The sequence below is a fragment of the Candidatus Weimeria sp. HCP3S3_B5 genome, assembly GCF_052064335.1.
Taxonomy (GTDB): Bacteria; Bacillota; Clostridia; order Lachnospirales; family Lachnospiraceae; genus Weimeria.
The window spans coordinates 46746-59442 of sequence record NZ_JBQHVU010000010.1; the positions used below are offsets into that span (position 1 = coordinate 46746).

The window sequence follows — 12697 nt, forward strand, 5'->3', positions numbered from 1 at the left end:
GTTTTTTATACTAAGCAGGAAATATGTGTGAGGGAGTAGTTCGCATCCCCGATGTGATTTGCCAACAATCCCGAGGTTTTATCCTCTGGCAAATCTTAATGAATGAGACTCGTGCATAAGGTGAGCTTTTTTGGCGCGCTTTATGCAGGGGCCTCATTTTTTTTCGGAGGAACTGCTCCGATGGAGGTAAAATATGTGGATAGCTGAGATATTCCTGCTGGGAATAGGGCTTTCGATGGATGCGCTTGCGGTCGCGGTCTGTAAGGGGCTTGCGATGAGCAGGGTCAATAAGAAGCAGTGCCTCGCTATAGCAGCCGCATTCGGAGGCTTTCAGGCCCTTATGCCGGTCGCGGGCTGGCTTCTGGGAAGTACATTTGCAAGGTACATAAAGAGCATAGACCACTGGATCGCTTTTCTCCTGCTCCTTTACATAGGAGGCAAGATGGTTATAGATGCGATAAGGGAATGGAACAGGATGCCTGATGAGGCCGGTGCAAGGACAGATCCTCCGCTCGATGTCAGGGAGCTTCTTATGCTTGCTGTTGCCACGAGCATAGATGCGCTTGCAGTTGGAGTTACATTTTCGTTCAGCTGGCATTTTAATATAGGACTTGCAGCCGCGATAATCGGAGTGACGACATTTGCCATATCATATGGAGGGGTCTATATAGGAAATATCTTCGGGGCAAGGTTCGAAAAAAGGGCTGAGCTTGTCGGCGGACTGATACTTATTGCAATAGGTGTACGTATTCTTGTGACCCATCTTATGGGGCTTGAATAGAAAGGAATTATTATGGAAATGTTTCTGACAGTGATAATGCTTCTTGCAGGATTTGTGCTTCTGATCAAGGGCGCTGATTTCTTTGTGGATGGCAGCTCCTCGGTTGCCAGACAGTTCAGGATACCGGGGCTTGTGATCGGGATGACAATAGTCGCCATGGGGACCTCCCTGCCTGAGCTGTCTGTTTCCGTGACAGCCTCTATTAAGGGAAGCAACCAGCTGGCAGTAAGTAATGTTGTGGGATCGAATATCTTCAACCTGATGGTGGTGCTTGGAGCCTCGGCACTATTCTCGGTGCTTGCAGTCCAGAAATCGGTGATAAGGATCGATCTGCCATTTTCAATATTCGCTGCTGCAGTTTTGGCGGTAATGGCGCTTACCATGGGAGAGGTAAACCGCATTGGCGGAGTCATCCTGCTTGCACTTTTTGCTTATTTCATCTGGTCAATGATACACAGGACTCTGGTATCCAGAAAGACAGCAGAGGAGATAAAGGAGGAAGAACAGGAGGATAAGGATATAAAGATCCTGCCGTTCTGGCTTTCCCTTATATATATAATAGGTGGTATGGCAGCCATAAAATTCGGTGGTGACTTCGTCGTTGACGCTGCTGTTAAGATTGCAGGAGCTCTTGGAGTCAGCCAGACGCTTATAGGTCTTACTATAGTAGCATGTGGTACATCTCTTCCTGAGCTTGCGACCTCTATAGCTGCTGCCCGGAAGAACGAGCTTGATATGGCAGTAGGGAACGCAGTCGGATCAAATGTTTTCAATATTCTTGCCATACTTGGTATAGCAGCAGTTATCACTCCGGTAAAGGTGACGACGGAGAATATCATAGACACCTTAGTCCTTATCGCTTTTTCTGCAGTAGTGTGGCTTTTCTGCTTCAGAAAAAGAAAGATCACCAAGCCTTACGGAATAGCGATGATAGCGATGTATGCGGGGTATCTGGGTTATATTATCTGGAGGTGATGATTCTGCCCTCACACAAAGGAAGTTCTTTTCGCTAAGCTCGAGCTTCGCCTATAAGGAAGTTCTTTTCGCTAAATTCGAGCTTCGCCTATGGCTCGCTCTCATTAATCTCAAAGAACGGCCTCGCACAGGACTCGAACTTCGCTCACGCTCGTTCTCGTCTCTGTGCTTTCGGCCACTTCCTAAATTTCTCATCCTGTAGTATAATAGCCATATACAACCTTGATCATTGAAAGGAGGCCACTTTATGGGATTTTTTGATACAATAGAAGAAGCTGGCAGGGGGATCGGTGCTGCGGCAAAGGATGCGGCCAGGACTGCACGGCTTAATATGAAGCTCAAGGATCTGGATGTGAAGCTTCATAAGGAGTACGAGTTGATCGGACAGAAGTATTATAAGGCACACTGCGATGAGGATACGCCGGATAACCGTAAGGTGAAGGAGATCTATGCTGAGATCGCAGCCACAAAGGACCAGCTCGCAGATATCAGAGGAGAGAGCCTATGCCCTAGCTGTGGCGAGTTCGTTGACAAGAATTCAAGGTTCTGCAACCATTGCGGTGCGCCGCTTGCGGAGACGGTCGACGAGGATGATGTGACAGTCGAGGAGCCGGAGGATAAGACCTGCGAGGAGCCTGACAGGGAGACAGATAAAGAGGCTTGCGAGGAAGAAAAGTCGCAGGATTGAAGGACGCAGGAAAAGAGTATTTTTAAGGAGCATATTTTGACAAACAAGGGACCATACTACATCACAACAGCAATTGCCTATACCTCGGGAAAGCCGCATATAGGTAATACATATGAGATCATTCTTGCGGATGCCATAGCCAGATTCAAGCGGAAGGAAGGATATGATGTATATTTCCAGACCGGATCGGATGAGCACGGACAGAAGATAGAGACCCGCGCCATTGAGGATGGCTGCACGCCGAAGGAGTTCGTGGATAAGACGGCAGCAGAGATAAAGAGACTCTGGGATATGTGCAATACTACATATGACCGTTTCATCAGGACTACCGACGAGGACCATGTGAAGACGGTCCAGAAGATTTTCCGCAAGCTTTATGATCAGGGAGATATATATAAGGGCTCATATGACGGAATGTACTGTACCGAGTGCGAAGCATATTATTCGGCTTCCCAGCTTACGGAGGACGGCAGATGCCCTGTCTGCGGAAGTGAGGTACATCAGATGAGCGAGGAAGCATATTTCTTCCGTATGAGTAAGTATGCCCCGAGGCTTATCGACTATATCAACGATCATCCTGAGTTCATCCAGCCGGTCTCAAGGAAGAATGAGATGATGAACAACTTCCTTCTGCCGGGACTTTCAGATCTGTGCGTCTCGAGGAGCTCATTCAAATGGGGGATTCCGGTTGATTTCGATCCGGGACATGTAGTATATGTATGGCTCGATGCGCTTTCTAACTATATCACCGGCTTAGGCTATGATCCAGATGGAGAGAACGGAGAGCTTTATAATAAATACTGGCCGGCAGACCTCCATCTGATCGGGAAGGATATAGTCAGATTCCATACCATTTACTGGCCTATTTTCCTGATGGCGCTCGGGGAGCCGCTTCCTAAGCAGGTGTTTGGTCATCCGTGGCTTTTGCAGGGCGGAGAGAAGATGTCTAAGTCCAAGGGAAATGTGATCTATGCCGACGATATGATCGACCTGTTCGGAGTAGACGCAGTCCGCTATTTCTGTATACACGAGATGCCGTACGAAAACGACGGAGTGATCACCTGGGAGCTTATGGTCGAGAGATACAATTCTGATCTGGCCAATACACTTGGAAATCTTGTCCAGCGTACAATCTCGATGAGCAATAAATATTTTGACGGCATAGTCGAGGACAAGGGCGCAGAGGAAGCCGTAGATTCCGATCTGAAGGCGGTGGTCACCGGAGCTAAGGATATCTGCATTGAAAAAATGGATACCCTTCATGCGGCAGATACTCTTACAGAGATATTCAAGATTTTTAAGCGTCTGAACAAGTATATAGATGAGACAGAGCCTTGGGCGCTTGCAAAGGACGAGACGAAGAGAGACCGCCTGGCGACAGTGCTTTACAACCTTTGCGACGGGATAATGACAGGAGCATCCTTTCTCTATCCGTTCCTTCCGGAGACGGCTGAGAAGATATCGGCTCTGCTTGATACTCCGCTAAGAGAGTTTGACCAGCTGGATAAGACAGGCCTCTATCCTTCAGGCAACAAGGTGGTTGAGAAGCCGGAGATGCTTTTTGCAAGAAAGAATCTTAAGGAGATCCAAAAGCAGACAGAGGCTATCGAAAAGAAGCAGAAGGAAGAGTTCAGGGAGCATCAGATAATCGCACAGGAGAACCTGAAGAAGGCGGGGAAACTCAATGCAGCTTCACTTCAGGGCGATAAGAAAACAGGAGCGATCGGATGATATTCGAATCACATGCTCACTATGAGGACCCTGCATATGATGATGACAGGGAGGAGCTTCTGAAAAAGATCCACAGTGGTCTTGTCGAGGCGATAGTCGATGTCGGAGCAACGCTTGAATCATCGAGAAAAAGCAGGGAGCTTGCGGATACGCATGATTACATATATTCTGCGGTCGGTATACATCCTGAGGAAATAAAGGATTTCGGTATACCGGGGCGGATGGTGGCTGAGGAGATAAACGGCAGATCATGTACATCCTTCTACCCTTTTGAGTATCCTCAGGCTGCTGATGGCAACTGTGGCCGCGTCCTTCGTGAGCTTAAGGATCTGGCCTCAGATGACAGGGTGGTGGCTATTGGAGAGATAGGGCTCGACTACTATTGGGTCAAGGATGATAAGGCAAGGGCAGCCCAGAGATTTTTCTTTGAAAAGCAGCTTGAGCTTGCAAGAGAGCTTGACTTGCCTGTCATAGTCCATTCTCGTGAGGCAGCAGAAGATACCATGTGTATAATGCACAATGCCTGTGAAAAGGGTACAAGGGCCGTGATCCATGCCTACTCCTATTCGGTTGAGCAGGCCAGGGCATATATTGATATGGGCTGCTACCTTGGAGTGGGAGGAGTGGTCACATTCAAGAATTCAAGGAAGCTGGCCAGGGTAGTAGAGGAGATCCCTCTTGAGAGGATCCTTACTGAGACTGACTGCCCTTATCTGGCTCCGGAGCCCTTCCGTGGCATGAGGAATGATTCGGGCTATCTTCCTTATATAGTGAAGAGGATAGCTGAGATCAAGGGCTGCACAGAGTTTCGGGTCATGGAGACGACAAGAAAGAACGGCTATGATTTTTTCAGAATAAAGCCGCAGAGGAAGCGTAATGGCTGATCAGGACTACAGGAGGATGCAGGAGGTCCTCGCAAGACATGATTTCCATTTCAAGAAGAAATACGGACAGAATTTCCTGACCCGTCCCCAGCTCTTGAACGATATAGCTGACGGGGCCAAAGTCACAGAGAGTGATACAGTCATAGAGATAGGACCGGGAGCCGGGACACTTACAAGAGTCCTTGCAGAAAGGGCTAAGCGTGTCATTGCCATTGAGATAGATGAGAGGCTGATACCGGTGCTTGACGAGACTCTGGCAGATTGTGACAATGTGACGGTCATAAATGCCGATATCCTGAAGCTCGATCTGGATGAGCTGGTATCAGGTGAAAGCGTAAAGGTCGTTGCCAACCTTCCTTACTATATTACAACCCCTATAATAATGGGACTGCTCGAAAAGAACTTTCCTTTTGAAAATATTACTGTAATGGTACAGAAAGAGGTCGCCGAGAGGATGGAGGCAGTAGCCGGAAGTAAGGATTACGGGGCTCTGTCGCTTGCTGTCGAATATTATACCAGGCCGCAGATACTTTTTTATGTGCCTCCGGAGTATTTTGTGCCGAGGCCAAAGGTCGGATCGGCAGTTATATCTCTTGAGAAAAAGGATCTGACTGATCAGATGAGAGAGCAGGCACCGGATGTGTTTACAGTGATAAGGGCAGCCTTTAACCAGAGGCGGAAATCAATGGTCAATGCCCTTTCGAATGCCGCTGTCTTCGGAGCTTCCAGGGAGGAGATAGCAGGGGCTCTTGAGGCGGCAGGCCTTGAGGCAGGCATAAGGGCAGAGAAGCTTACCCTGGATGACTTTATAAGACTCACGGAGTGCCTGAAGGGATGAAGGATTTCTATACCTATATGGTCCGCTGCTCTGATGACAGCATCTATACCGGATATACTACGAATTTAGAGAGGCGGGTCAGAGCCCATAACGAGGGGAAGGCCGGAGCCAAGTATACGAGAAGCCGTCGCCCGGTGGAGCTTGTATACTATGAGAAATTTGCGACAAGACATGAGGCGCTTGTAAGAGAGGCTCAGATCAAGAGACTTGACAGGAGACAGAAACTAAAACTATTGGAGAAGGATAATGGGAATCTTCGACAGATTAAGGGAAAAGGCTCAGATGTCGGAAGACGAGCTCGAACAGAAGAGACAGGAGGCTGCAGAGGCCAGGAAGAGGGCTAAGGAGGAGCAGCAGGCCATAAAGGACAGGGAAAAGGCCATACGCGCTGCCCAGAAGGATTCCGACAGACAGAAACGTGCTGATGAGCGTTTCATGAATGAGGCGATCGCTGAGGGAAGAAGGGCAGCAGCCATAAGAGAGGTGCCTATCGGCGCAGTTATAGTAAGAAACGGACGTATAATTGCCCGTGGCTACAACAGGCGCAACAACGACAGGAATGTACTTTCCCATGCTGAGCTTACTGCGATAAGGGATGCCTGTAAGAAAACGGGAGACTGGAGACTGGAGGACTGCACGCTTTATGTGACCTTAGAGCCCTGTCCTATGTGTGCCGGAGCCATAGTTCAGGCCAGGATACCAAGAGTGGTGATCGGCACCCAGAATTCAAAGGCTGGCTGTGCGGGCTCGGTGATCAATCTTCTCAAAATGCCTGGCTTCAACCATCAGTGTGATATCACCTATGATGTGCTCCATGATGATTGTGCGGCTATGATCACAGGCTTTTTCAGACGGCTGCGTGAGGAGAAGCGTCTGGCTGAGGAGGACGTAGGCAAGCCTCCTATAAGGATGGACTGATGGAGGATGAACGTCTGGAATCGGAAAACCTTGTGATAAAGGTGCTTCATCCATCTGAGGCATCACTGGTGGCCGCCTTTTACAGCAGGAATTTCGAGGATTTCGCAAGATATGAGCCTCTTGATAAGAGACAGTCGCTCTCTGTGCATTATCAGAAGCAGGTGCTTGAGTGCGAGGACAGGTACAGGATAGAAGGAAAGCGGATCAGATATTATCTTTTCAAGAAATATGAGCCATTCAGGGTCATAGGCACTATAAGCTTCCGCGAGATAGGGACAGAGGGAGATTCCTGCATAGTCGGCTATAAGATCGACAGGGAATACAGACGACGTGGCTTCGCAAGGGAGGCTCTGCGCAAGCTGATACCTATAATCAGATATGATTACAGGGTAGGAAGCGTAAAGGCAGAGGTTCTTCCCACAAATACAGCCTCACAGAATCTGCTTACAGGACTCGGCTTTCACAGGAACGCCCTGCTTTCCTCGAGGGTATGCATAAACGGGACCTATCTGGATGAATATCTTTATGTACTGAATAAATGCGATTCAGTAAAATAAAAAGGACCGGTATATTACCGGTCCTTTTTTCAAAGGAAATATAAAAATATCATTGTATGGGCTAATGAAGGAGGGGAAACCTGCTGTGCAGGAAGAATCAGCCCATTACAACCGAAACAGTGACATCACTCCTGTCTGTAACAGGGGTGATGATCTGACCGGAGATAGGTGAGCCGTCAACAGTTATCTGTTTGACACCCTTTTCTGCTCCGGCAGAATTATCGACCGTGATATGATAGTTGACCCCTCTGAATCTGCGGACTAAGGTGTAGCCCTTCAGATCCGAAGGAATGCACGGGTCGATCATAAGCCCGTCAAGCTGGGGCTTTATGCCAAGAATATACTGGCTTATAGTGGTAAAGGTCCAGGCAGCTGTACCCGTAAGCCAGCTGTTCTTGCCCTCTCCAAAGGTCGGGGCATCCTTTCCTGCTACCATCTGACAATAAACATAAGGTTCTGTCCTGTGGATCTCGGATATGTCCTCGAGATATACAGGGCAGGTCTTTTTGAAGACCTCGAAGGCTCTCGCGCCGTGGCCAAGTACAGTTTCGGCACAGGCTATCCATGGATTGTTGTGGCAGAATATGCCGGCGTTTTCTTTATATCCAGGCGGATATGATGATATCTCACCGAGCTCCACATGGTATCTGGTATAAGCTGGATTCAGCAGTACGATGCCGTATTTTGTATCAAGCCTTTCCTTTACAGAATCAAGGGCTTTTTCAGCCTTGCCGCTTTCGACTCCGACGCCTGCCATCACACACATGCCCTGAGGCTCGATATAGATCTGGCCCTCCTCGCATTCATGTGATCCGACTGGCTTGGAATAAGCGTCAAAGGCTCTTATGAACCAGTCTCCATCCCAGCCGGCAGTCTCAAGAGTATGCTTCATAAGAGCTACAGCCTCCTCGACCTGGCCGGCCCGCTCATCCTTTCCTATATGACGAAGGATGTCAGCATACTCATTGCCGTATTTTACAAACATACCGCCTATGAATACGGATTCGGCTACAGGACCCTCGGAAGGACCTGTGGTCTGGAAGCTCTCACCAGGCTCCTCTGAGAAGCAGTTCAGGTTCAGACAGTCATTCCAGTCAGCACGGCCTATAAGCGGAAGGCCGTGAGGCCCCAGGTGACTGGCTGTAAAGTTAAATGACAGATCCAGATGATCGAGAAGAGGTCTGGCAATAGAGAAATCACTGTCAAAGGCACAGTCCTCGTCAAGAATCGAATAATCTCCTGTCTCACGGAGATAAGCGGCTGTACCGGCGATGAGCCAGAGAGGATCATCGTTGAAGCCGCCTCCGATAGCAGCATTGCCCTTCTTTGTCAGAGGCTGGTACTGATGGTAGGTGCTTCCATCAGAGAACTGGGTATTGGCAATATCTATTATACGTTCCCTTGCCCTTTCAGGGATAAGGTGGACGAAGCCGAGCAGATCCTGACATGAATCACGGAAGCCCATTCCTCGTCCCATTCCGCTTTCAAAGTAGCTGGCGGAACGGCTCATATTGAATGTGACCATGCACTGGTACTGGTTCCATATATTTACAAGCCGGTTCAGCTTCTGATCAGGTGTATCTACATTATAGGTAGAAAGTAGACCCTCCCAGTATTCTTTCAGCTCTTCAAGGGCCGCCTCCGCCTGCTCTGGTGTCTGGTATCTGGAAAGGAGTGCGTCGGCAGGCTCCTTGTTGATGACGCCTGGGGAGACGAACTTCTTGTCACGCGGACACTGGCAGTAGCCAAGCACAAATATGAAGGTCCTTGACTGGCCGGGAGCTAAGGTCAGGTTGATCTGATGGGCACCGACCAAAGCCCAGCCGTGGGCTATTGAATTATGGCAGTGGCCCTCGGTAACAGCCTGAGGGTTCCTTGCTCCATTATAGAGACCAACGAACTCGTCACGGGACGTATCGAAGCCGTCTACAGGTACATTTACAGAGTAGACAGCATAGTGATCCCGCCTCTCGCGGAATTCGGTCTTGTGGTAGATGGTGCTTCCGACTACCTCGACCTCACCGGTTGAGAAATTCCTCTGGAAATTGGTTGAGTCATCCTCAGCATTCCAGAGACAGAACTCGACATAGCTGAAAAGCTCAAGCTTCCTCTCGGTGGATCCTTCATTAGTAATAACAAGGCGGTTGACCTCGCATGGATCATGGACAGGTACGAAGGCTGTAAGCTCAGCCTTGATCCCGTTCTTTGCTCCGGTGATCACCGAATAGCCAAGACCGTGACGACATTCATAGGAATCGAGCTCAGTCTGGACTGGCTGCCAGCCTGGATTCCAGATCGTGTCACCGTCCTTTATATAGTAGTATCTTCCGCTGTTGTCTACAGGACTGTTATTGTATCTGTAGCGTGTGAGACGAAGGAGCTTGGCATCCTTATAGAAATCATAGCCCCCGGCGGTGTTGGAAAACAGTCCGAAAAACTCGCTGCTGCCCAGATAGTTGATCCATGGCAGAGGAGTCTTCGGCGTAGTGATGACATATTCCTTTCTGTCATCGTCAAAATGGCCGAACTTCATAGAACTTCTCCTTTTAAAATATACTTAATTCATAACTGGAAAGTTACGAATACGATTTCGTAGGTTCTTACACCGATTATAAAACCATACAATGAATTTGTAAAGCAAAAGTTTAATTTTGTGCAGAACAAACAAAAACGCTGTGAAGAATTTGTGAAAATTGGATATTGACCAAAATGCGAAAACGATTTAGAATGAAGTCACGAAAACGAATTCGAAGCTCCCAAAGGAACCAGGGAGCCAGGCAGGAAAGGTGGTGATGCCAGTGGTGACAATAAAAGACATCTCCCAGAAGTGTGGAGTTTCACCGGCCACAGTCAGCAAGGCGCTGAACGGATATGGCGACATCAGTGAATCCACCAGAGAGCTGGTTCAGAAGACAGCGAAGGAGATGCATTATCGTCCGAATGCAGCCGCCAGACAGCTGAAGACCAACAGCTCCCACAATCTGGGAATTGTCTATATTGACAGTACCGGAAGCGGTCTTGCTCATGAGTTCTTTTCCGGGGTAATAGACAATGCCAAGGATGAGGCGGAGAAGAGAGGCTACGATGTGACCTTCATCAGCTCAGCCCTTGGATATGGATCATATCTGGAACATTGCAGGTACAGGAAGTGTGACGGAGTCCTGATAGTGAGTGAGGATTTCACCAGCAGACAGGTTTACGACCTGGTCTACAGCGAGATCCCGACAGTGACGATCGATTACGTATTTGACGGACATTCAAGTGTTCTTTCCAAGAATGTAGAGGGTGAGTACCAGCTCACCAGATACCTGATCAATAAAGGACACAGGAAGATAGCCTTCATCCACGGAGAGATGACATCAGTCACGAAGAAGAGACTTTCGGGATTCTACAATGCACTGGCAGAGGCTGGAATCGAAGTGCCGGATGAGTATCTGGTAGAAGCGGTTTACCACGACCCCAGTTCCAGCGAGGAGGCCACGAGAGCGCTGATGTCTCTTAAGGATCGCCCGACCGCGATCATGTATCCGGATGATTATTCCTATCTGGGAGGCATGATGGAGCTCGAGAGGCTAAGGATATCGATTCCTGATGATGTCAGTGTGGTCGGATTCGACGGTATTAGACTTTCACAGGTCTTAAGACCACGACTCACGACCTATTACCAGGATGCACCCCAGATGGGGAGAGCATCAGTTAGAAAGCTTGTTCATATGATAGAGAACAGGAAAACCAGTATGGCCGAGGAGATCGAGATCCCCGGAAGGCTTCTGGAGGGAGATTCAGTAGCTCAGATATAGCGGAGAAGGAACGCTGTTTGAGACGCGGCATGAGCCGCAGGATAAATCTTTTTTAAGAGAAGGAGAAATCTTATGAAGAGACGCATGAAAATGCTGACCAGCCTTGCTCTGGCCGGCGCAATGGTAGTAACAATGGCAGGATGTGGAGGAAAGAGCCAGACAAGCTCTGACAAAGGTACGAAAGAAAAGAGCACCAGTACAAGTCAGGCAAAGCCTGCCGAGGACACAGGAAAGGTTCTGAACATCCAGGTGTGGAATGAGGAGTTCAAGAGCCGTATCGAGGATCACTACAAGGATTACCAGAAGGTAAGCGACACAGAGGGCAAGATCGGTGACGTGACCGTTAAGTGGACGATCACTCCGTCACAGGACAATGCTTATCAGAACAATCTCGACACACTTCTTCCTAAGAATGCAGATGCATCAGCTGATGATAAGGTAGATATGTTCCTTATGGAAGCTGACTACGCACTCAAGTATGTCAACAGTGACTACACGATGAAGCTTTCCGATCTGGGTATCACAGATGATGATCTGTCTGACCAGTACCAGTACACAAAAGATATTGTAACCGATAAGGACGGCAATATCAAGGGTTCATCATGGCAGGCATGCTCAGCAGGTATGATCTACAACAGAGAGGCTGCAAAGGCTGTTCTTGGCACAGATGATCCGGATAAGGTACAGGAGGCTGTAAGCGACTGGGACAAGTTCAGCGAGACAGCCAAGAAGGCAAAGGACAAGGGATACAAGATTACCTCAACTGTTAACGACACCTACAGAGTATATTCTACAAATGTATCTGCACCGTGGGTAACAGACAATAAGGTAGCTATCGATCCTAACATCAAGAATTGGGTTGACAATTCAAAGAAGATGGTAGAAGCAGGAGAGACCACTACTGCAGACCTCTGGTCAGATGACTGGAGCAAGGGCTTCTATCCGGAAGGAAAGGTTTTCGCTTACTTCGGACCTGCATGGCTGATAAATTTCTCAATGGCTTCATCCACAGATGGCTCAATCGCCAATAAGGGCGGATGGGGATTCTGCGTAGGACCTCAGTCCTTCTACTGGGGCGGCACATGGATCGCAGCAGCAACCGGTACTGACAACCCTAACCTTGTTGCAAATATCATAAAGACAATGACAACAGACAAGGATGTCTTAAGAGAGATTGCTGATAAGGATTCAGATTGTGTAAACAGCCAGTCAGTGCTTGCTGATCTTGCATCTGCTGATATACCAAAGAGAAAGCCTACTAAGGATGATGGTGGATCGATCACCTGGATCCTTGGAGGACAGAATCCATATGCACAGCTTGCTGAGGGCGCTTCAAAGCTCGATCTGAAGAACATTTCCATCTACGATCAGGGCTGCACAGAGGCATTCCAGGCAGCTATGAAGAACTACTTCGATGGCAACGCTTCCTATGATAAGGCAGTAGCTCAGTTCAACAAGGCAGTAGTAGAGAAGTATCCTGAACTTTCAACAGACTGATATAAAGGCAGCTGCTAATTTCATAATT

Annotated in this window: 12 protein-coding genes; 11 read left to right on the forward strand and 1 reads right to left on the reverse strand. The window is 48.5% G+C overall.

The window, feature by feature from the left end; genetic code table 11:
* Window positions 1-193: 193 nt before the first annotated feature.
* The 9 genes from ACTNCK_RS06355 (at window position 194) to ACTNCK_RS06395 (ending at window position 7372) form a co-directional block, all read left to right on the forward strand.
* Window positions 194-781, forward strand: a complete 588-nt coding sequence (locus ACTNCK_RS06355) for a manganese efflux pump MntP (protein ID WP_441081681.1) — start codon at window positions 194-196, stop codon at window positions 779-781.
* A 12-nt stretch (window positions 782-793) separates the two neighbouring features.
* On the forward strand, window positions 794-1756 hold the full coding sequence (locus tag ACTNCK_RS06360) for a calcium/sodium antiporter (RefSeq protein WP_441081682.1): 963 nt from the start codon (window positions 794-796) through the stop codon (window positions 1754-1756).
* A 247-nt stretch (window positions 1757-2003) separates the two neighbouring features.
* Window positions 2004-2444, forward strand: a complete 441-nt coding sequence (locus ACTNCK_RS06365) for a zinc-ribbon domain-containing protein (protein ID WP_441081683.1) — start codon at window positions 2004-2006, stop codon at window positions 2442-2444.
* A gap of 18 nt (window positions 2445-2462) precedes the next feature.
* Complete coding sequence (gene metG, locus ACTNCK_RS06370; RefSeq protein WP_441081716.1) at window positions 2463-4175, forward strand: methionine--tRNA ligase; 1713 nt, start codon at window positions 2463-2465, stop codon at window positions 4173-4175.
* On the forward strand, window positions 4172-5059 hold the full coding sequence (locus tag ACTNCK_RS06375) for a TatD family hydrolase (protein WP_441081684.1): 888 nt from the start codon (window positions 4172-4174) through the stop codon (window positions 5057-5059). Before metG ends, ACTNCK_RS06375 begins: the two co-directional genes overlap by 4 nt.
* Window positions 5052-5897 (forward strand): 16S rRNA (adenine(1518)-N(6)/adenine(1519)-N(6))-dimethyltransferase RsmA, encoded by an 846-nt coding sequence (gene rsmA / locus ACTNCK_RS06380; RefSeq protein ID WP_441081685.1) that lies wholly within the window; start codon window positions 5052-5054, stop codon window positions 5895-5897. Before ACTNCK_RS06375 ends, rsmA begins: the two co-directional genes overlap by 8 nt.
* On the forward strand, window positions 5894-6241 hold the full coding sequence (locus ACTNCK_RS06385; RefSeq protein WP_441081686.1) for a GIY-YIG nuclease family protein: 348 nt from the start codon (window positions 5894-5896) through the stop codon (window positions 6239-6241). Before rsmA ends, ACTNCK_RS06385 begins: the two co-directional genes overlap by 4 nt.
* A complete protein-coding gene (gene tadA / locus ACTNCK_RS06390) occupies window positions 6180-6815 on the forward strand; it encodes a tRNA adenosine(34) deaminase TadA (protein WP_441081687.1) in 636 nt (211 codons plus the stop codon). The genes ACTNCK_RS06385 and tadA overlap by 62 nt, the downstream gene beginning before the upstream one ends.
* A complete protein-coding gene (locus tag ACTNCK_RS06395) occupies window positions 6815-7372 on the forward strand; it encodes a GNAT family N-acetyltransferase (RefSeq protein WP_441081688.1) in 558 nt (185 codons plus the stop codon). The genes tadA and ACTNCK_RS06395 overlap by 1 nt, the downstream gene beginning before the upstream one ends.
* A 97-nt stretch (window positions 7373-7469) precedes the next feature.
* Here ACTNCK_RS06395 and ACTNCK_RS06400 read toward each other — a convergent pair whose 3' ends face one another.
* The gene (locus tag ACTNCK_RS06400) at window positions 7470-9905 is read right to left on the reverse strand and encodes a GH36-type glycosyl hydrolase domain-containing protein (RefSeq protein WP_441081689.1); all 2436 of its coding nucleotides are present in this window, start codon (window positions 9903-9905) and stop codon (window positions 7470-7472) included.
* Window positions 9906-10164: 259 nt separating this feature from the next.
* Between ACTNCK_RS06400 and ACTNCK_RS06405 the strand changes: the two genes are divergently transcribed.
* Together ACTNCK_RS06405 and ACTNCK_RS06410 are read left to right on the forward strand one after the other, a co-directional pair.
* Window positions 10165-11172 carry a LacI family DNA-binding transcriptional regulator gene (locus ACTNCK_RS06405; protein WP_441081690.1) on the forward strand — a complete coding sequence of 336 codons (1008 nt, stop codon included), beginning with the start codon at window positions 10165-10167 and terminating at the stop codon, window positions 11170-11172.
* A 72-nt stretch (window positions 11173-11244) separates the two neighbouring features.
* The gene (locus ACTNCK_RS06410; protein ID WP_441081691.1) at window positions 11245-12669 is read left to right on the forward strand and encodes a carbohydrate ABC transporter substrate-binding protein; all 1425 of its coding nucleotides are present in this window, start codon (window positions 11245-11247) and stop codon (window positions 12667-12669) included.
* Window positions 12670-12697 lie beyond the last annotated feature (28 nt).